At 51.5% G+C, this 19,177-nt stretch carries 19 protein-coding genes; 15 read left to right on the forward strand and 4 right to left on the reverse strand.

The features are described 5' to 3' along the window. The first annotated feature begins 483 nt into the window (after positions 1–483). The 3 genes from JOD20_RS01615 (at position 484) to JOD20_RS01625 (ending at position 4,865) form a co-directional block, all read left to right on the forward strand. Positions 484–1,878, forward strand: a complete 1,395-nt coding sequence (locus JOD20_RS01615; RefSeq protein ID WP_204753601.1) for a hypothetical protein — start codon at positions 484–486, stop codon at positions 1,876–1,878. A 246-nt stretch (positions 1,879–2,124) separates the two neighbouring features. After that, positions 2,125–3,870 carry a DEAD/DEAH box helicase gene (locus JOD20_RS01620; protein ID WP_204753602.1) on the forward strand — a complete coding sequence of 582 codons (1,746 nt, stop codon included), beginning with the start codon at positions 2,125–2,127 and terminating at the stop codon, positions 3,868–3,870. Between the two features lie 98 nt (positions 3,871–3,968). After that, positions 3,969–4,865, forward strand: a complete 897-nt coding sequence (locus JOD20_RS01625; protein ID WP_204753603.1) for a phosphatase PAP2 family protein — start codon at positions 3,969–3,971, stop codon at positions 4,863–4,865. Here the strand turns inward: JOD20_RS01625 and JOD20_RS01630 are convergent. Further along, complete coding sequence (locus tag JOD20_RS01630) at positions 4,840–6,135, reverse strand: sensor histidine kinase (protein WP_204753604.1); 1,296 nt, start codon at positions 6,133–6,135, stop codon at positions 4,840–4,842. The two genes, JOD20_RS01625 and JOD20_RS01630, sit on opposite strands and share 26 nt — an antisense overlap. Positions 6,136–6,704: 569 nt before the next feature. Here JOD20_RS01630 and JOD20_RS01635 point away from each other — a divergent pair. Continuing rightward, the gene (locus JOD20_RS01635) at positions 6,705–7,433 is read left to right on the forward strand and encodes a hypothetical protein (protein WP_204753605.1); all 729 of its coding nucleotides are present in this window, start codon (positions 6,705–6,707) and stop codon (positions 7,431–7,433) included. On the opposite strand, the gene JOD20_RS01640 is transcribed toward JOD20_RS01635, so the two are convergent. The 3 genes from JOD20_RS01640 to JOD20_RS01650 all read right to left on the reverse strand — a co-directional run bounded on the left by JOD20_RS01640 (position 7,430) and on the right by JOD20_RS01650 (position 10,775). Next, a complete protein-coding gene (locus JOD20_RS01640) occupies positions 7,430–7,807 on the reverse strand; it encodes a nuclease A inhibitor family protein (protein ID WP_204753606.1) in 378 nt (125 codons plus the stop codon). The two genes, JOD20_RS01635 and JOD20_RS01640, sit on opposite strands and share 4 nt — an antisense overlap. 174 nt (positions 7,808–7,981) lie before the next feature. Further along, positions 7,982–10,561 carry an ATP-dependent chaperone ClpB gene (gene clpB / locus JOD20_RS01645; protein WP_204753607.1) on the reverse strand — a complete coding sequence of 860 codons (2,580 nt, stop codon included), beginning with the start codon at positions 10,559–10,561 and terminating at the stop codon, positions 7,982–7,984. A gap of 76 nt (positions 10,562–10,637) precedes the next feature. Continuing rightward, on the reverse strand, positions 10,638–10,775 hold the full coding sequence (locus JOD20_RS01650) for a hypothetical protein (RefSeq protein ID WP_204753608.1): 138 nt from the start codon (positions 10,773–10,775) through the stop codon (positions 10,638–10,640). A gap of 39 nt (positions 10,776–10,814) precedes the next feature. On the opposite strand from JOD20_RS01650, the gene tsaE reads away from it, so the two are divergent. The 11 genes from tsaE (at position 10,815) to nuoH (ending at position 19,176) form a co-directional block, all read left to right on the forward strand. Continuing rightward, on the forward strand, positions 10,815–11,330 hold the full coding sequence (gene tsaE / locus JOD20_RS01655) for a tRNA (adenosine(37)-N6)-threonylcarbamoyltransferase complex ATPase subunit type 1 TsaE (RefSeq protein WP_204753609.1): 516 nt from the start codon (positions 10,815–10,817) through the stop codon (positions 11,328–11,330). A 38-nt stretch (positions 11,331–11,368) separates the two neighbouring features. Beyond that, on the forward strand, positions 11,369–12,040 hold the full coding sequence (gene tsaB, locus JOD20_RS01660; RefSeq protein ID WP_204753610.1) for a tRNA (adenosine(37)-N6)-threonylcarbamoyltransferase complex dimerization subunit type 1 TsaB: 672 nt from the start codon (positions 11,369–11,371) through the stop codon (positions 12,038–12,040). Positions 12,041–12,045: 5 nt separating this feature from the next. Then, a complete protein-coding gene (locus JOD20_RS01665) occupies positions 12,046–12,564 on the forward strand; it encodes a P-loop NTPase family protein (RefSeq protein ID WP_239583688.1) in 519 nt (172 codons plus the stop codon). A gap of 27 nt (positions 12,565–12,591) precedes the next feature. Further along, on the forward strand, positions 12,592–13,320 hold the full coding sequence (locus JOD20_RS01670; protein ID WP_054536599.1) for an FhaA domain-containing protein: 729 nt from the start codon (positions 12,592–12,594) through the stop codon (positions 13,318–13,320). Beyond that, the gene (locus JOD20_RS01675; protein ID WP_012192498.1) at positions 13,321–13,797 is read left to right on the forward strand and encodes an FHA domain-containing protein; all 477 of its coding nucleotides are present in this window, start codon (positions 13,321–13,323) and stop codon (positions 13,795–13,797) included. 305 nt (positions 13,798–14,102) lie between these two features. Next, positions 14,103–14,459 (forward strand): NADH-quinone oxidoreductase subunit A, encoded by a 357-nt coding sequence (locus tag JOD20_RS01680; protein ID WP_054536600.1) that lies wholly within the window; start codon positions 14,103–14,105, stop codon positions 14,457–14,459. An 88-nt stretch (positions 14,460–14,547) separates the two neighbouring features. After that, entirely contained in the window at positions 14,548–15,300 is a 753-nt protein-coding gene (locus JOD20_RS01685; protein WP_204753612.1) for an NADH-quinone oxidoreductase subunit B, read from the forward strand. Further along, entirely contained in the window at positions 15,284–15,820 is a 537-nt protein-coding gene (locus JOD20_RS01690; RefSeq protein ID WP_204753613.1) for an NADH-quinone oxidoreductase subunit C, read from the forward strand. Before JOD20_RS01685 ends, JOD20_RS01690 begins: the two co-directional genes overlap by 17 nt. A gap of 3 nt (positions 15,821–15,823) precedes the next feature. After that, complete coding sequence (locus tag JOD20_RS01695; protein WP_204753614.1) at positions 15,824–16,936, forward strand: NADH-quinone oxidoreductase subunit D; 1,113 nt, start codon at positions 15,824–15,826, stop codon at positions 16,934–16,936. Further along, positions 16,933–17,931, forward strand: coding sequence for a 4Fe-4S dicluster domain-containing protein (locus JOD20_RS01700; protein WP_204753615.1), 999 nt, complete (start codon positions 16,933–16,935; stop codon positions 17,929–17,931). The genes JOD20_RS01695 and JOD20_RS01700 overlap by 4 nt, the downstream gene beginning before the upstream one ends. 3 nt (positions 17,932–17,934) lie before the next feature. Next, positions 17,935–19,176: an NADH-quinone oxidoreductase subunit NuoH gene (gene nuoH, locus JOD20_RS01705; RefSeq protein ID WP_204753616.1), complete on the forward strand. Its 1,242-nt coding sequence runs from the start codon at positions 17,935–17,937 to the stop codon at positions 19,174–19,176. Position 19,177 lies beyond the last annotated feature (1 nt).

The raw sequence follows: 19,177 nt of genomic DNA on the forward strand, positions 1-19,177 counted from the left end.
TCGTTTCGCCACCCTTCCGTCCCTCCGCCGGAGGGAAACGCTGGGGGTTTTCATCCCCCAGCACCCCCTAATAGTTGTTTTGTGGATTGTTTCTGGGTTGTCTCTTCCCCCGATGTCCGCTAGCCAACAGCCAAAAGCCCATAGCCTCACTTTCTCTGCGCCGCTGTGTTAACACTCCCTTTGCGTTCTTCGCGCTCTTCGTGGTTTCATTTTTATTAATCGCTGATTGCTTTAAATTCGTTTCGCCACCCTTCCGTCCCTCCGCCGGAGGGAAACGCTGGGGGTTTTCATCCCCCAGCACCCCCTAATAGTTGTTTTGTGGATTGTTTCTGCGTTGTTTTTTTCTGATGTTCTATAGCCAAAAGTCCATAGCCTCATCTTCGCGCTCTTCGTGGATCAAACCCGATCCCCAACTCCCAACAACCGATCCCCAATCATATAAAATCGTGGATAATAACGCTAAGTCTTGTTGTGGAGGCGTATGTGGCACGGATTTGGCGTTGGCTTGGGCCAAGTTTAATTATCACTCTCGGGTTGGCATGGCTGGTGCAGCAACCACCAAGTTTGGTGCGCCAAGCGGCTCAAGCACGTTTAGCTGGCAAATGGCATCAAGCAACCCACTTCTATCAGCAATTGATCGCAACCCAGCCCAGTGTTCCCAACCAACTGCTACTTGCTGAATTGTATTTGACTCGTGGCGAGTGGCAAGCAGCGCACGATCAACTGATCGCCGTGTTTCGCCAGCCATTGAGCCTCGAACAACATCAACAAGCTTGGCAATTCTACGGGTGGGCTGGCTTGCAACGCGGCGATCAAGCGTCAGTTCAATCAACCCTTAAAACCTTGGCAGTCACGCCATGGAGCCATGTGCTACGGGCAGAAATAGCGTTACGTAGCGGCGATCTCATTAGCGCAACCAACCAATTGAATCAAGCCCAAGGTTTGCAGCAGCCATGGCACAATTGGGCTTGGTTGCGGAGCGCTGAACTGGCATTGCCCAATGATCCGCAGCTTGCCCAAAGCCTCGTTGCCCAAATTCAGCCCCAAGCCAACGGCCTGCAATTGGCAAATCCATGGCAATTGCAGCAACGATTTGATCGATTGAAGCAACTTGCGACCCAAAATTCAGCCCAACGCATGCTTGGGGTGGCCAGTTTATGGAGCGAACAAGGTCTCTGGCAGGCTGCCGACATCTTGCTGAGCCAAATTCCTGCCAACGATTCCATGGCGAGTTTTGCAGCCAATCAACGGGCCTTACTCCATTGGAGCGCTGGCGATAGTGCAACTGCGTTGGCTTTGATTGAGGCTGCTCAAGCTCAATGGCCCAACGTTGCAACCTTACCGCGAACTCAAGCCAAAATTGCCGCCAGTAGTGGCCAGCCCGATTTGGCCGTTGCCGCCTTGCAGCAGGCAGTTAATTTGGAGCCAGGCAGCAGCGAAAATTACCTTGTTGCGGCAACGCTTAGCCTAAGCCAAGCTGATTTTAATGGCACTGCCGCCGCCTACGATCAAGCAATTGCCACGGGGCCAATGAGTGGTACGTTGGCCTTAGAAGCTGCCAATTTTTATATCAACACGCCGTTGCGCCGCTGTAGCAGTGGCCTGAAGTATGCGCGCCAAGCCTTGAAGAGTGCGGTTGATGATTTAGCGCGGCGGGTGGTGGCCAGCGTTGCTTTGCAATGTGCGCTGCCTGCAGAAGCCGAGCAACTAATTGCTCCACTCTATCAGGCAACCTCAGCTGAGCCACAATTGGCCTATCTCTATGCGCTTGCGCGCTGGCAACAAGCTAAGCCCGATGGCCAACTATTGTTGGAACAAGCAGCAGATCAGGCGATTCAAACGCCATGGCTGGCCCAGCTCGAATTTTACATAAAATGAAGCTCAATCAGATGAAAAATTAATAAGATGCAGCTATCTACGTTTTGGCATAATCCAAAAAGCGTGCTATAATCAGATCTAACGCTAAGCAGAGAACGAAAACGCGGGCGGTATAGCCCCCGCGTTTTTTGTGTCGTGCGCGTCGCTTGCTTGCCAATTCGGGGGGTTAGGGCGACTCCGCACGCTGCGGGACGGTAACAGCAAAGGGCTGTTAACCCTACATTCACCGAAAGGATATTCTTTTTAATGACTACGTTTACGGAACTTGGGCTAGGCGAAGCGACGTTGCGGGCAATTACTGAACTTGGCTATGAAGAACCAACCCCAATCCAAGCCCAAAGTATTGGTTTGATGCTCAGTGGCAACGATATTATCGCCCAAGCTCAAACAGGCACTGGCAAAACAGCAGCTTTTTCGTTGCCAACAATTGAACGGATTGACACCAAGGCCATGGGTGTTCAAGCCTTGATTTTGACCCCAACTCGCGAATTAGCCGTCCAAGTCTCGGATGCTATTTCAGCGTATGGCAAATATTTGAACATTCGCGCCTTGCCAGTCTATGGTGGTCAACCAATTGATCGCCAATTGCGAGCTTTGAAGCGCGGCGTTAATATTGTGATTGGCACGCCTGGCCGTTTGATGGATCACATGGAGCGTGGCACGCTTGATCTTTCAACCGTGCGCACCGTGGTGCTCGACGAAGCCGACGAAATGCTCAACATGGGCTTTGTTGACGATATTGAATATATTTTGGAACGCGCGCCCAAAGATCGCCAAACTGCACTTTATTCGGCAACCATGCCTGATGAAATCGCCCGTTTGGCGCGCAAATACTTGAAATCACCTCAAATGGTGACGATTGAGCGCGAACAATTGACCGTGCCCCAAATTCGCCAAGTCTATTACGAAATTGGCGCACGCGATAAATTTGAAGTTTTGACCCGCATCCTCGACCTTGAAATGCCAACCTCGGCGATTATTTTCTGCCGCACCAAGGCGATGGTCGATGAGCTTGGTGAAAAATTGTTGGCTCGTGGTTATGGCGCTGAATTGTTGCACGGCGATTTGAGCCAAGCAATGCGCGATCGCGTGATGAAACGCTTCCGCGAAGAACAAGTTGAAATCTTGGTTGCAACCGACGTAGCTGCTCGTGGTTTGGACATCGAACACGTCAGCCACGTAATTAACTACGATATTCCGCTTGATCCAGAAGCCTATGTACACCGCATTGGCCGGACTGGTCGGGCTGGCCGTTCAGGGGTTGCCGTTACCTTGGTAACGCCTCGCGAACGCCGCCAATTGCGCACGATTGAGCGCATGACTGGCTCGCCAATTCAACGCTTGCGCTTGCCAACGATTGCCGACGTGGTGGCTCGCCGCCGCGAAGCCTTCAAGGACAACTTGCGCGAGTTGATTGAGCAACACAACGAGCATGGTGGTTTGGAGCAATACTTGGTTTTGGCCGAAGAATTGGCCGAACAATATTCGCCAACCGATTTGGCCGCTGCCGCCTTCAAAATGATGCTCGGCGAACCAGATTTGACCGCCGAAGATCCATTGGAAATGGTCGAAGACGAATCAACCTTCGATGCCCGCCGTGGCGATCGCCGCGATAGCCGCGATAATGGTCGTCGTGGCGACCGCCGCGAACGTGGCGGTGAACGGCCTGGCGATCGCGGTGGCGATCGTGCAGCCCGTGGCCCACGCAATGGCGATCGCAACAGCGGTGGCCGCTCGTTCCGCGAAGAAGGCATGACCCGCTTGTTTGTGGATATTGGCCGCGAACAAGGCGTGCGTCCTGCTGATATTGTGGGCGCAATTGCCAACGAATCTGGCTTGCCAGGCCGCGCAATCGGCGCAATCGACATTTTCGATAACTTCACTTTTGTCGATGTACCAGACGATGCCGCCAACCGCGTGTTGGCTGCGCTTGGTCGCACCCAAATTCGGGGCGTGAAAATCACCCCAACTTTGGCTCGCCCACGTCGCTAAAATCCTTTACCCGTCCAGTGCTCCGGCTCCTTGGTTGCTGCCAAGGAGCCGGTTTTAGTTAACGTATAATTGCACCAATTATGCTAGTGAGGTTGGCAATGCAACTTGATCTGCTCGAACGCTTGCAGCAATGGCGTACTCCAGTGCTGGATCAGCTGTTTTTATGGGTAACTAACATTGGCGGCGAGGATTTTTACCTGTTGTTGGGTCCAATTATCTTTTGGTGTGTTGGCATCAACTTGGGTGTGCGCTTGCTGCTGATGTTGCTTGGTTCGTTTTATACCAATGCCTGGCTCAAAGATATATTTGATACGGTTCGCCCAGCCGCTGCCTATCCAGAGCGCTTCCCGCTAAGCGAAGCTGCCAAGGAGACCGCGCTTAATCCCGATGGCTCGTGGAGTCCGTCGTTTCCCAGTGGCCATGCGCAACATACCTTGGTTTTTTGGTCGTTTGTTGGGTTGTGGCTGCGCCAGCGTTGGGTTTGGGCATTGGCAGGCTTGATGATTGGGTTGGTGAGCTTTTCACGGCTCTATCTGGGCGTGCATTGGCCAATTGATGTGCTTGGTGGTTGGTTTTTTGGCAGCTTGATTGTGGTTGCCAGTATTTACATTACGCCGCTGATTAGCGCTTTGCCAACCAAAACCCAAGCACGCTTGGCCTTGGGCTTGGCTGCGATTTGTTTATTGGGCTTATTCTTCGATTCTGGCGCTGATCGGGTCAAAATGCTGGGCTTTTTGGCTGGCTCGTTGGGTACATTGGGTTTGCAACAGCGCTATGCGCAATTTCAAGTGCGCAGCGTTTGGTGGCGGCAATTAATTAAAATTATTATTGGTATTAGTGTCGTGTTTGTGCTGCGGGCTGTGCTCAAAAGCATGTTGCCCGAAACGCTCTTGGCTGATGGATTGCGCTATTTGATTATTGGGATGTGGACAACGTTTGGCGCGCCATTGGTCTTTCGGCTGACGTTGGCTAAACCTGTGGTAACGCCAGCCTAATCTGTGCGCCGCCTTCTGGCCGATTCATAAAGTGCGCAGTGCCACCGTGGAGCATCGCGACATGGCGAATCAAGGGCATGCCCAAGCCACTGCCGCCGATTTTGGTTGTCCAACCCAAGGCCTGATTTAACGATTGGGCCTGATTCAGATGTTCGAGTAAATCGGCGGAAAAGCCCTTGCCTGTGTCATAAATATCGATTGTGGTTTGTTGCGCAGATTGCTCGACCTGAATAAAAATTTGGCCTTCGTCGGGGTAGCGCAACAAGGCCTCAATAGCATTTTGTAAAATTGTATGCACTGCTAAGCGTAAAAAAAGTGCATCGCCAATCACAATGCACTCAGCAGGGCAATCGATCTGAATTGTTGAATTGAGGCCATGGCGTTGCATTTCTGCTTGGCTTTCGGCCTGTTCGCTTTGCAGCAAGGGCAAAAGTTGAATCGGCATGCGTTGTTGGGGCAGCAATTGGCCTTCGCGGGTCAGCACCAGCAATTCAGTTGTTAGTTGACGAATCGAATCGGCAGTGCTTTGCAGCACGCTCACCAATTCTTGCGGCTGAATCGCCGATTGCTCAGGCGTTGGGCGTTCGCTAAGCTGTTGATTGAGCATTGGCAGCAACACATCAAGACTATTGCTATATGAACGTAATTCGTGCTGAAAAAAGCGCATAAATTGGCGAACTTGTTGCTCTTTGCTGAGTTGAGCTTCGGTTTTTACCCGCGCTTTGGCAAATTGCACAGCTTGCGAGGTTACGCCCCAAAGCATCAAAAACTCCAAAATATTAAATGCAATAATTGCTGGCGTAAACACCTGCCATCCACCAGTATGCAGCGAGGCCACAATCGTCACGGAGAGCGGATAAAAGGCGATTGGCCACCAGCGTCGGCTAGCTAACATTGCCATCAAAATCGGCAACATGGTCAAAACGACCACTGCCGCATCTGAAGGAATTGTAGCCAGCACATAAAAACAGGCCAAGGTTAGCACACTCACCACAATCCAGCGCGGCCACATTGCGCTCGGCTGGCGAAACATCCACCACGCCAAGCCACCCAAACAGAGCGCCACCCCAAAATCGAGCAAGATAACGCCTGTTGGTGCGCCGCCATAATCCAGATTGAACGCGCCCATAATGCCAATTAGCCCAGTAAACAAGGCCAAAATTGCAGTTAAGGTCGCAAATGGATCAGCGCCATGGACAATATCCTGCCACCACTGCTTAATCCAGCGCCATCCACGGGCTTTCCAGCTGAGGGGTGCTTGCTCAGGCATAGCTTTGCTTTCTTGCAATCAGGGTGAGTGCGGCTAAAGGTTTTATTAATGATTAACTCTAACACTTTTTAATAGTTTATTAAGCCTATCTTGGGCTAGTTCCTTTTGAAGCGCGTAGAAAGCTTGTTGCGACTACTCAATACCTAGCACTTAGTCCTATCCAAAATAAGTCCTTATGGCTACTTGTGACAGCTAAAGAGATCATGATTTAATAGCTCTATCCATAGTAACTGTTATCAATTGTTGCCGTCATTTTGTTCACCAATTGTCTTTTGGCTTATTAAAATCATTGAAATAAGGAGCTAGATTATCCCAAATACGCAGTATCGCCGCAGGATTCTTCACGCTCTACCGCCGTGTTCTGCAATGCATCCTTGCACTACCTTTTGTTATGCAGTACAGCTGTTTCTAGTTATTGAATCCGTTAGTCTTAATGACTAAGACGGGAGCAGTATATGAGTATGTACGCTGATGCTATTGGAGATATAGTAAGCCAATTGAATCGACACCATGGTTGGCAATTAGATGGGGCAGGATGTCAGCTTCTTTGCCAGCGCAGTTGTGAAATTTTGCAACGCAACCCCGCCTCAAATCCAGCCAAATATCCTGATATTGTTATCAATGTCTATCACGATTATGCCACCGTTGCCGCTGCTTGCGATCCACAACATCCCCATCACGAGTTAATTTGGGTTTCAATTATGGATGAAATCCTCAGCTGGTATCGCTGCAAACGCTTCTCGTTGGGCAATGGCTCACAATTATGCGAGCATTCGCCCGATTTGGTAGCCTACGAGAATGTGAAGCGTTCGTTGCCACAGTTTCGTTTTGAAGCCCGCTTACGCAGCTATATCCACACCATTGCCGAGCGGGCAATTATTCACTGGTGGCGGGCCAAAAACGCCAAAAAACTGGGTGGATCTGGTGGCCGCAGAATTCACGAAAGTCCCAATGTGTATACGCCAAAACCGCAAGATCAAACCTACTACCTGAGCCAAACCAATGGCCGAGACTGTCAACGTGAGTTAGGCGATACAATTGCCTCACCAGACCTTTTGCCGCATGAACACGTGGAGCGCTGTGAACTTCAACGGCATATGGCGGCTGAAGTTCACGCGATGGTCGATGATCCGCTGTATCTGATTGCCCAGCAGTATTGGTATGCCTTGTTGTGCGAGGATAACAACATTACTGCCTTGGCCAAACAGCTTGGGTTGCAAGCCAACGAGCTGTACAATTTGCGTGATCGGCTGCGGCGACGTTGTAAACCATTTTTGGTGCAGTGGTTTTTAGCCTAAGTTTCAACCAACTGAGTTTTTAGGCCAACCACGTTGCCAGCACTATCCTTGCCCAAAATATAGGCATCGATATTAATTTCGCCCACCCGATAGACCTGAATGTCGCTTAATTCGGCCTTGAGCACTTCGACCAACTTCTGAAATTGGCTCACTGTAGCTTTTTCAGCCTCACCATCCCCGTCTTGGGGAGTAGTAGCATTTTTAAAGAATTGCTCAAGGCTAATGGTTTGGATCGGCTGACCATTAGCGAGTGCTTCGGGGCTGAATGGGGTCGCCGCATCCCATGTATAGGGTGTGAAGGGCGCATCGGTTTCGCTCATCATCTGCAAGCCATCGGCTGCGGCAGTAATGTTCTCTAGACTTGTTTCGGCCACAGGAACTCCTTGTTTACGTCGAAGAGGGCTGATCCGCCCTCGACGCGGACGACGAAAGGGCATAGGCTGCTCCAGCGATAATTGGCTGAATGCGGCTAGTATAGGGCATTTTTCGCGCCAACAAAAGCCCCCATCAAGCTCATGATGGGGGCGAAGTCGAATTGATTAATTGATTTAGTTGAAAATCAGTTTGCCTGCATCAACATCGACGCTGACGGTTGTGCCAGCTGGGAAGCGACCTTTGAGCACTTCCAAGGCGAGTGGGTTGAGCAGCTCGCTTTGAACAGCCCGTTTGAGTGGCCGTGCCCCAAAGACGGGATCATAGCCAACTTGGGCGAGATGTTGGCGGGCTGCTTCACTCAAGACCAATTTGAGTTTGCGTTCGCTCAAACGCTTGCTCAGCCGATCAACCTGAATATCAACAATATGCTTGATTTCAGCCTGGGTCAATGGTTTGAAGATAATCAAATCATCAATCCGGTTGAGGAATTCTGGGCGTAGCTCGTCGCGCAGTTCTTCCATCACTGCTTCGCGCATCGCTTCTTCATCATCAACCAAACTTTGAATGCGGCTACTGCCAATGTTCGAGGTCATAATCACCACCGAATTGGTGAAATCGACCAAGCGGCCTTGACCATCGGTTAAGCGACCATCATCAAGCAATTGCAACAGCGTGTTGAACACATCGGGATGGGCTTTTTCAATTTCATCGAACAGCACCACGCTATATGGGCGACGGCGCACGGCTTCGGTCAATTGGCCGCCTTCTTCATAGCCAACATAGCCTGGAGGTGCACCAATCAGGCGGGCCACGGCGTGACGTTCCATATATTCCGACATGTCGATCCGCACCATGGCTGCTTCGTCATCGAACAAAAATTCAGCCAAGGCCCGTGCCAACTCGGTTTTGCCAACCCCAGTTGGCCCAAGAAAGAGGAACGAACCAAGTGGCCGATTGGGATCTTGCAAGCCTGCCCGCGAACGGCGCACTGCATCGGAAACTGCTTTGACCGCTTCGTGCTGGCCGATAATGCGGGCATGCAGCCGTTCTTCCATCTTGACTAGCTTTTGTAGCTCGCCTTCCAAAAGCTTGGAAACCGGAATACCCGTCCATTTGGCGACAACTTGAGCAATATCTTCTTCGGATACTTCTTCGTTGAGCAGCATGCCATGTTCTTGCATATCGCGAACTTTGGCTTCTGCTTCGCCCAATTGTTGCTCTAAGGTATTGAGCGTGCCATATTGCAATTCGGCGGCGCGATTGTAATCGTATTGGCGTTGGGCTTGCTCAATTTGGACCTTAGTTTGGTCAATTTTTTCTTTTAATTGAGCGATGGCGTTAATTGCGCCGCGCTCGCTCGAAAGCTTGGTATCCAGCACTGCTTGTTGTTCGCGCAAGTTGGCCAAATCGCGTTCGAGCCGCTCCAAGCGCTCCTTGGAAGCAGGATCTTTTTCGCGTTTCAAAGCTTCGCGTTCAATTTCCCATTGCATGCGTTTGCGCTTGATCTCGTCAAGTTCAACCGGATCGCTGGTAATTTCCATGCGCAATTTAGCAGCCGCTTCGTCGATCAAGTCAATTGCTTTGTCGGGCAAGAAGCGATCGGCAATATAGCGGTTGGATAAGGTTGCGGCGGCCACAATCGCTGCATCGGTAATCCGCACGTTGTGATGCGTTTCGTAGCGTTCTTTCAAGCCACGCAAAATCGAGATTGTATCTTCGACGGTTGGTTCGCCGACCAACACTGGCTGGAAGCGGCGCTCCAAGGCTGGATCTTTTTCAATATATTTGCGATATTCATCAAGCGTCGTCGCGCCGATGGTGTGCAATTCGCCGCGGGCCAAGGCTGGCTTGAGCATATTCGAGGCATCCATTGAGCCTTCGGCTGCGCCTGCACCAACCACGGTATGCAACTCATCGATAAACAAAATCACGCGGCCTTCGGCGTTGGTAACTTCGCTGAGCACTGCTTTGAGCCGTTCTTCAAACTCACCGCGAAATTTTGCGCCAGCAACCAACGCACCCAAATCGAGCGCGATCAAGCGTTTGTTGCGCAATGCTTCGGGCACATCGCCGCGCACAATCCGTGCAGCAAGGCCTTCGACGATGGCGGTTTTGCCAACGCCTGGCTCGCCAATGAGCACTGGATTGTTTTTGGTACGCCGCGAAAGCACCTGAATCGTGCGCCGAATTTCTTCATCGCGTCCGATTACTGGGTCAAGCTTGCCGCGCTGAGCCAAGGTTGTTAAGTCGCGACCATATTTTTCGAGCGCCTGATATTTGCCTTCAGGGTTTTGGTCGGTAACTCGTTGATTCCCGCGAATGGCAGTTAAGGTTTTGAGAATTGCATCTTTGGTAATGCCAAACGACGTGAGCAAACGCTGAGCTGGGCCTTTGGCGCGCTCGCCAGCCAGCCCAAGCAACAGGTGTTCGGTCGAAACATACTCATCGCCCATGCCTTTGGCTTCATTTTCGGCTGTCTGCGAAACTTGATCTAAGCGTTGGCCGATGCCAGGCTGCATTTGCGTGCCACTAACGCGGGGCAAACGCCGAATTTCGTCGTTGAGCGCCGCAACCAAGGCTTGCGGATCGCGATCCATTTTTGTGATAATTTGCGGAACCACGCCATCAGCTTGTTCGAGCAAGGCCACGAGCACATGTTCTGGTGTGATTTCGCTTTGGCCGTTGCGAGATGCGATGCTTTGGGCATCAAAGATAGCCGCACGTGATTTTTCGGTGTAAATATTCAAATTCATGGTTGCGAAACCTCCCTATTCAGTTGTAACTACGCTAAGCATAGCAGAGCGATGTTAAAAATATAGTAGGCCACTATTAGAAGATTGTCTGAACATAATCGTTGTTTGGTTTCAGCAAAATATCAGCATATGGTTGGTATTTTTGCGCTATGCTCAGCTGGGATAAATTGGCTTGAGCAGTGGCATGCAACAGCGCCAGCATGGCAATTGGCATGATGCCCGTTTTCAGCCAGCATATGCTACAATTGAGCCTATGAAAGCACGTATTCCTGCCATTTTAGAGCCTGATAGCATCGATGTGGTGAGCCATGGGCCAGCCCACACGGTGCGGATTGGTCAGCAAATCGGCGCAGCCTTAAATGCTGGCGATTTAGTGCTGTTGTTTGGGACGTTTGGCGTGGGCAAAACCCACTTGACCAAAGGCATTGCCAGCGCGTTTGGTATCCCTGAAGCAGACGTTACCAGCCCAACTTTTGTTTTAGTCAATAACTATACTGCCGATAAAACCCATGGCCGCACTCGGATTCACCATATCGATCTGTATCGACTTGAGGGCAATGCCAAGGATTTCGATTCGATTGGGTTGGAAGAATTATGGGACGATAGCGCCATTTGTGTGATCGAATGGGCTGAACGCGTGGCTGATTCGTTGCCCAGCGAATATTTGGAAATTCGGATCGATCACTTGGCCGAAACCAAACGCATGATGCGGCTCAAACCGCATGGCGAGCGCTATAAGCAATTAATTCAGCGTTTGCGTGGTAAATAGATCAGGCTTATTGTCTGTGTTGCTAGATTGAGATTGTTATGTTACTTGCCTTTGATACCGCCACCGACACCGCTGGCGTAGCGATTTATGATGCCAATGGATTGCGTGCAGAAGCTAATTGGTTTGCTGGGCGTGGTCATTCAACCCAGCTCTTGCCAATGGCGCAACAGTTGCTGAGCAACCTTGATCTGACTCCTGCTGAATTAACTGGGGTTGCCGTTTCGGTTGGGCCTGGCTCGTGGAGCGGCATTCGGGTTGGTATGAGCAGCGCCAAAGGTTTAGCCTTGGCCCACGATTTGCCCTTGCTCGGCATTAGCAGCCTTGAAACCTTGGCCTATCCGCATCAACGGATTGGGCGCAGCGTGGTGGCGGTGATCAAACTTGGCCGCGATCGCTATGCCATGGCTGAATTTCGCTTGCGCCGCGCTTGGACGCGGATTGGCCAAGAGCGCAATGTTTCGCGCGATGAACTGTTGGCGGCGATTCCTGAATTGGCCTTGGTTTGCGGCGATGTCGACCCACGCTTGGCTTTGGCAATCAACGAAGCGCGCGGAGCTGGAGTGGTGATTCCATCGCCAGCAGTTGGTTTGCGGCGGGCTGGTTTTGTTGCCGAGCTGGCTTGGAATCGGCTGCAAGCAGGCGAACGCGACGATTTGACCAGCTTAGAGCCTTCGTATTTGGGGGCGGCGGTCAAGGAGCCGACCAAGTGAAAAGCATGCAGCGCATCTTGATCTTTGGCTCAATGGGTTCGGGCAAAAGTACGCTAGCCAAGCGACTTGGCGCTGTATTAAAGTTGCCAGTCATTCATCTTGATAGCTATTTTTGGCGGCCAGGTTGGGTTGAGCCAGATCGCGAAGCGTTCCGAGCGCAACAACGTGAATTGGTGCAAGCGTCACAATGGATTATGGATGGCAATTATACGGGCACGCTTGATGAACGCTGGCCGTATGCTGACACCGTGATTTTTCTTGATCAGCCGCGTTTGCGCTGCTTGTGGCGAGTAATCAAACGCCGCATTATCTATCATGGACGTTCGCGGCCTGATTTGGCGGCAGATTGCCCAGAAAAACTTGATTGGGTTGCCTTCGATTTTGTTTGGACGTATCCACGAGTTCGGCGGCCAAGGACGCTGGCGCGTTTGGCTGAAGCCAGAGCAAATAAATTGGTTTTTCATCTACGTGGTGATGCGGCGATTGAGCAATTGCTCCTTGATCTCTCGCAGATGTCAGCGTAGCAGTCTCCTGCGCACGGAGGATTATCGATGAGTGCATTATCACGCTTTGAACAATTTATGGAAGGTATGGTTGAAGGCAATGTGGCGCGCTTGTTTCGCAGCCCAATTCAACCAGCCGAAATTGGCAAGCGCCTTGAACGGGCGATGGAAAGCCAACAAACGATTAGTATGGATCGGATTTTGGTGCCGAATGCCTATAAAGCACACTTGCACCCTGACGATTACAAAGCGTTTGAGCCGGTTAAAACCAATTTGCAGCATGAAATGGCTCGCTATTTAGCCGAGCTAGCGCGTGAGCGTGGTTTTACGATGGTGCATCATCCGAATGTGGAGTTGGTCGCTGATCCGGCGGTGAAGCAACGCTCGATTATGATCGATGGCCAAATCAGCGAAGCGCCAGCCCATCTTGGCGGTAGCACCCAGATGATTGGGCCAACCGGTGCAGCGATTAGCGGCCAACCAACCCCGCCGAAAGCCAACTTAATCTTGTATACTGACCAAGGCGAACACCGGATTCCGGTTAAAAAATCGGTGACCAATTTGGGTCGCGGCTTGAACAACGATCTGATTCTTGAAGATAGTCGGGTTTCGCGCGAGCATGCCCAACTGCGCTATCGGGCGCGGCGCTTCTGGATTAGCGATGTGCGTTCGACCAATGGCACGTTTGTCAATGGTGATCCGGTGCAAGAACGGGAACTGCGCAACGGCGATATTGTGTCGCTTGGTGGTTTGGAATTGCGTTTTGAGGAGGCCTAAATGGGTCAGAGCATCACCAGTGCTACGCTTGATTTTGTGATCTTGCTGTTACGAATTAGCGTGATCTTTTTCTTGTACTTCTTTTTATATCAGGTAGTACGGGTTATTCGGCGCGAATTGCAGGTCGTTGGCACAGGAACTGGTGGTGCGGGCGTGCTGGCGGGCGCGGCGCAAAATTTGTATGGCAAACTGATTGTCATGTCGAGCGGCGATACTGGCTTGCAGCGCGGCTATGCCTTTGAGCTTGGCGCAGTGAATATGATTGGGCGGCGGCCTGATAGTGATGTTGCCCTGAACGACTCATTTTTATCCTCGGAACATGCCTTGTTGGAATGGCGCGGCGATAGTTGGTGGCTGGAAGACCAGCGTTCGACCAACGGCACCTTTATCAACGACATAGAAGTAGCCGACCCGACCCCGATTGTCTATGGCGACATCATTCGGATTGGTCGGATTGAGCTTAAACTCTCCCGTTAAGTGCCTTCAGCAGCATTGAGCTTGGCTTGATGCTGCTGCCCCTTTTTTAGCCCGAAAATCCCCATTGCTGGCTGCTTGCTAACGCCCCAGATGAGAACTTGACATAATTTAATTTTTCAAAAATAGCTGATTATAAAGGGCTAAAAACGACCTCTTGAGGGGTGAAAGTTATTTGTCAGTTTAATCTGCCTGTGATATACTTCGCAATGGCTGCACGGTGTTAGTGCAATTGTGTACAGCGAGTACTGGGGCTACCCGTCTCGCTCTTTGTGTGTTTGTAACGGGCATCACTAGGAGACCGACCTATGCTTACAAACTATGCGTTTATCGGAATCTTCGCGGTTGCCGCGATTACCTTTCCGCTTTTGCCTCTGGTGCTGTCGTCCTTTTTACGACCAAATCGCCCAACACAGGTTAAACTTTCGACCTACGAGTGTGGTTTGGAGGCGATTGGCGACATCTGGGTCCAGTTCAAAGTTCAATACTACTTGTATGCTTTGGCCTTTGTGATCTTCGATATCGAAACGGTCTTTTTGTATCCATGGGCAGTGGCTTATGGGCAACTGGGCTTGTTTGCGCTCTTTGAAATGGTGGTCTTTTTAGCAATTCTGACCATCGGTTTGGTGTATGCCTGGAAAAAAGGCGCACTTGAGTGGATCTAAACGACGAATAGGGGCGTGACGGCGCGGAGGCGGCGCGGCTGCGCTAGGCCTTGGCCTACTTCAATTCACCAATTTGCCCGGAGGGCGTATGTCTGATCTACAAACGCAAATGGATCTTGAGCAGCAGGGGGTGCTGTTTACGACCATCAATAAGCTGTACAACTGGGGTCGCCGCTCTTCGGTGTGGCCGATGCAGTTCGGGTTAGCTTGCTGCGCGATTGAGATGATTGCTGCAGCAGCTTCGCGCTATGATATTTCGCGCTTTGGCTCGGAACTCTTTCGCGCCTCACCCCGCCAAGCTGACGTGATGATCGTTGCTGGAACTGTGACCAAGAAAATGGTGCCACAGGTTGTTCGTTTGTTTAACCAAATGCCCGAACCGCGCTATGTGATTTCGATGGGAGCGTGTGCGACCTCTGGTGGCCCCTTCCGCGATGGCTATAACGTGGTGCGCGGGGTTGATTTATATGTGCCTGTTGATGTGTATATTCCAGGCTGTCCACCACGGCCAGAAGCGTTGTTGCACTCGTTGATGACCTTGCAAGCCCAAATCGATGTCCAAGCGCTGCAACAAGTGCGCTGGTATGGCGATGACGAAGGCGTGGTCAATGAGTTTCCAATTCCGGTCTTTGGCGCTGAAGGCTTGGAAGTTGCGGGCATCCCTGGCACTGCCGATCCAGTTGGCGGCACGCCCAGAATGGCACCGTTCGTTAGCCCAGCCTTGGGTGGCAAAGGCGAACGCGATGCTTCAACCAAGGCCTTGGAAGGCAATCAGCCCAAGCCAATGTTACGTTCAGGCACGGTAACGATCGAGGAGGTAGGCCATGGCATTGCTGGCTAGAGGCGAACTGCGCTCGATCCTGCAAACCGAATTGCCCAATGTGCTCGATAGCCGTTGGGATACCCAAGCAACCGACCAAGCAGAAGCCCATGGCGAAGGCCAAACCGTGCTGCTCGATTTCGACGCAGTGGTTAAGGCTGAGGCGATTGTCGAGGTTGCCCATTTCGTCCGTGATAAATTTGGCTACGATTTGCTTTCCAACATCACTGCGGTCGATTACCTCAATCATGGCATCATTGAATTGGTGTATCAATTCTATAACGCTGCTGAGGCAGGCCCCGACCTACGGGTGCGTGTGCGGATTGGTCGTAGCCCTGAAGAGTGCATTGTTCCATCGCTAACGCCTACATGGCCTGGTGCCGATTTGCAAGAACGCGAAGCCTACGATATGTATGGCGTGGTGTTTCCTGGCCATCCAAATCTGGCACGGATTTATATGTGGGATGAGTTTAAGGGCTTTCCAATGCGGAAAGACTTCCCCAAGACTGGCGATAAATATACCCACGTCACGGGAGAATAGTCAATGCTAAAGACTGAAGAACTGCAAATTAATATTGGTCCTCAGCACCCTTCAACTCACGGTGTGTTCCGGATGCTTGTTACTGTCGATGGCGAAACCTTGGTTGACCTTAAACCAGTGTTTGGCTATTTGCACCGTAATCACGAGCAGCTTGGTGAAGTAAATACCTATTTGCAAAATATGCCCTTCACCGACCGCCTCGATTACTTCAACTCGATGGTCAACAACCATGCCTACGCCCGTACGATTGAGACGCTTGCCGGCGTTGAAGTGCCTGAACGTGCCCAATATATTCGCGTCATTATGGATGAGCTTTCGCGAATTTTGAACCACGCTACCGCAATGGGCTTTATGCTCGGCGACATGGGCGCGTGGCAAACTGCATTGCTCTGGGGTATGCGCGAACGTGAAAAGATTCTCGACATGTTTGAATATGTGTCGGGTGCTCGCATGATGTGTAACTATTGCCGCTTTGGTGGCGTGGTACGCGACATCGACGATTGGTTCATCACTGAATTGAAGAAGTTGATGCAGGGTCTGCCGCACTACTTCGACGATTTTGAAGGCTTGCTGCTCAATAGTGAAATTCTTTTGGCGCGCGCGCGCAATATCGGTGTGTTGCCCAAAGATTTGGCGCTGGCCTATAGCGTGACTGGCCCAGTCTTGCGTGGTTCAGGCGTTGCCTACGATATTCGCAAAGCCGAGCCATACGCCGTTTATGATCGCTTCAAGTTCAAAGTGCCAGTTGGCACAGTGGGCGATGTTTACGACCGCTTCTTAGTGCGGATCGCCGAAATGCGCGAATCGTACAAAATTTTGGAGCAAGCGCTCGAACAATTGCCCGATGCAACTGGCGGCTTTATCAATCCTAAAGTGAAGCAACAAAGCCTCAAAGCTCCTGCTGGCGAAGCCTATGCCCGGGTCGAATCACCCAAGGGCGAGCTAGGTTTCTATGTGGTGAGTGATGGCACGGGCAGCGCCTATCGCTATAAAGTCCGCGCTCCATCATTCATCAACCTCTCGGCTTTGGCCGATATGTGCAAGGGCTACACGATTGCCGACGTTGTGGTTATCTTGGGTAGTATCGATATCGTGATGGGCGAGGTGGACCGATGACGTTGAGCCATTTAGCAACTGAAGACGTGTTTGTTGTTGAACGCAATGACGCGGATTTTCGGGCTGGTCAGGGCATGACCAAAGGCTTGGGAATTGTGTTTCGCAAATTCCGTAAAGCCTTGTTTGGCAAGCCCAACAGCGACCGCGCCGATACCGAAGGCCAATTCAACGTGCAGTATCCCGAAGAGCGCCTGGCAATGCCAGAGGCCTATCGGAATATGCCAATTTTGCTCTACGATGATGCGACTGGCCATGAATTGTGTACTTCGTGTTTCCAATGCGAGCGGATCTGCCCTCCTCAGGTGATTCACATTACCCAAGCTAAAGATCCTGCTACCGGCAAGCCAGTGCCAGCCGCCGCCAAATTTGTTTTGGAATACGACACCTGTATGTCGTGTGGCTACTGTGCTGAAGTTTGTCCATTTGATGCAATCAAAATGGATCACGATTTTGAATTATCAACTGCCAACCACCCAGAGCTTGACGTAGACTACAACCGCTTGTTGCGCCCCGTTTCCTATTACGAAACGATTGCGCCAACCATGTGGTCGGATGTCAAAGAACAAGCAATGAAGAAGTTGCAAAACAATATCAAACGTCGCCCAGGCGATATTGGTCGCGACCATGGTCAAAAGATCAAGGGTGGTGCACCAGTCGCCGCTGCTGCAACTCCAGCAGCAGGCGCAGCGCCAGCAGCAGGCGCAGCCAAGCCACGTGGCCCTGTGGCCGCAATTGGCAAGAACATGTCGGAAGACAAAACCGCCAAGTTGCTGGCAATTCGGGCCGCCAATGCTGCCAAGCGTGGTGGCGGTGCGGCAGATGCTGCGCCAGTCGCCCAAGCTGCACCAGTAGCTGAAGCCGTGGCCGCCGCGCCAGCAGCAGCAAGCGCTGCCCCAACTGGCCCAGTTGCGGCGATTGGCCAAAACATGTCAGAAGACAAACGTGCCAAACTTGAGGCAATTCGCGCTGCGAAACGTGCCGAACGAGGAGAATAATCGATGGCTGATGCACTAACACAACTAGGCTTTGCATCATGGCTGAGTGTTCTGATTGCCAGCATCATTAAAGTGACCCTCATTCTCGTGGGCGGTTCAGTTGGCATGATGTTCCTGACGTGGTATGAACGGCGCTCGATTTCGTATATGCAAGACCGCCGCGGCCCCAACCGCGTCGGCCCGCAAGGGTTGTTGCAGCCAATTTCCGAAGCCATCAAAACGATGACCAAGGAAGATGCAACGCCACGCGATGCTGATAAAATTGTGCACTTTTTGGCTCCAGTCGTGATGCTGGGGGCAACTGTGCTGTCATTTGCGGTCATTCCGTGGGGGCGTATGTTCCCCGTCGATCTGAACGCAGCGGTGTTGTTTGTGATCGCTACTGGCGGTTTGCACAGCATTGGCATGATGATGGCCGGTTGGGGTTCCAACAATAAATTTGCTTTGCTTGGGGGGATGCGCGGGGTTGCGCAACTGATCAGCTATGAAATTCCCCAAGTTATGGCGATTATCCCGGTGGTTTTGATGACCGGCTCGATGTCGTTGCAAAAGATTGTCGAAGCCCAAAACGATTTTGCTGGCTTGGGCTGGTATGTCTTCTCGCCAGTGGGTTTGTTGGGTTTTGCCTTGTTCTTCACGGCTAGTTTGGCCGAAGGCGAACGGACACCTTTCGACATTCCCGAAGCAGACTCGGAAATTATTGCAGGCTATATGACCGAATATAGCGGCATGAAGTTTGCGGTCTTCTATCTTTCAAACTACATGAGCAACTTGGCCGTCTGTTTTGTCACCGCAACCTTGTACCTTGGTGGCGGCAATGGGCCGGGCGTTGATGCGCTTGGTGGCATTGCTGGCGGTTTGCTCTCACTCGTCTACTTCCTGCTCAAGTCCTTCGCGCTGTTCTTTGTGATGGTGTTGATCCGTGCGACTGTACCACGCTTGCGGGTTGACCAACTGATGAGCTTTGCTTGGAAGTTCTTGCTGCCCTTGGTTTTGGTCAACATTTTGAGCGCCTCGTTCTGGGTAGCCTTGCTGCGCTGGGACCAACAATGGCCACAATTGACCGAATGGTTTGGCGCACCAAGCACTGCTGATGCGACCAACTGGGGTCGTTTGGCGATTGCAATTGTGCTGACCCTGTTGATCAACGCGGGAGCTGTGGCGCTGATTATGCGCCTGACCAACCGCAACGTTCAGAAACACTTATACACAACCGACGAAGAACTTGCTCTTGGATTATCGTAAA

It is taken from the genome of Herpetosiphon giganteus (assembly GCF_016907925.1).
GTDB lineage: Bacteria > Chloroflexota > Chloroflexia > Chloroflexales > Herpetosiphonaceae > Herpetosiphon > Herpetosiphon giganteus.

Bases quoted from the DNA above. Each gene is read 5' to 3' on its own strand.
- JOD20_RS01630 (WP_204753604.1), bottom strand. From the start codon at position 6,135: ATGCCTGAGCAAGCACCCCTCAGCTGGAAAGCCCGTGGATGGCGCTGG.
- clpB (WP_204753607.1), bottom strand. From the start codon at position 10,561: ATGAATTTGAATATTTACACCGAAAAATCACGTGCGGCTATCTTTGAT.
- JOD20_RS01685 (WP_204753612.1), top strand. From the start codon at position 14,548: ATGTCTGATCTACAAACGCAAATGGATCTTGAGCAGCAGGGGGTGCTG.
- JOD20_RS01625 (WP_204753603.1), top strand. From the start codon at position 3,969: ATGCAACTTGATCTGCTCGAACGCTTGCAGCAATGGCGTACTCCAGTG.
- JOD20_RS01700 (WP_204753615.1), top strand. From the start codon at position 16,933: ATGACGTTGAGCCATTTAGCAACTGAAGACGTGTTTGTTGTTGAACGC.
- nuoH (WP_204753616.1), top strand. From the start codon at position 17,935: ATGGCTGATGCACTAACACAACTAGGCTTTGCATCATGGCTGAGTGTT.
- JOD20_RS01670 (WP_054536599.1), top strand. From the start codon at position 12,592: ATGAGTGCATTATCACGCTTTGAACAATTTATGGAAGGTATGGTTGAA.
- JOD20_RS01650 (WP_204753608.1), bottom strand. From the start codon at position 10,775: ATGCCAATTGCCATGCTGGCGCTGTTGCATGCCACTGCTCAAGCCAAT.
- JOD20_RS01690 (WP_204753613.1), top strand. From the start codon at position 15,284: ATGGCATTGCTGGCTAGAGGCGAACTGCGCTCGATCCTGCAAACCGAA.
- tsaE (WP_204753609.1), top strand. From the start codon at position 10,815: ATGAAAGCACGTATTCCTGCCATTTTAGAGCCTGATAGCATCGATGTG.
- JOD20_RS01620 (WP_204753602.1), top strand. From the start codon at position 2,125: ATGACTACGTTTACGGAACTTGGGCTAGGCGAAGCGACGTTGCGGGCA.
- tsaB (WP_204753610.1), top strand. From the start codon at position 11,369: ATGTTACTTGCCTTTGATACCGCCACCGACACCGCTGGCGTAGCGATT.
- JOD20_RS01695 (WP_204753614.1), top strand. From the start codon at position 15,824: ATGCTAAAGACTGAAGAACTGCAAATTAATATTGGTCCTCAGCACCCT.
- JOD20_RS01675 (WP_012192498.1), top strand. From the start codon at position 13,321: ATGGGTCAGAGCATCACCAGTGCTACGCTTGATTTTGTGATCTTGCTG.
- JOD20_RS01680 (WP_054536600.1), top strand. From the start codon at position 14,103: ATGCTTACAAACTATGCGTTTATCGGAATCTTCGCGGTTGCCGCGATT.
- JOD20_RS01665 (WP_239583688.1), top strand. From the start codon at position 12,046: ATGCAGCGCATCTTGATCTTTGGCTCAATGGGTTCGGGCAAAAGTACG.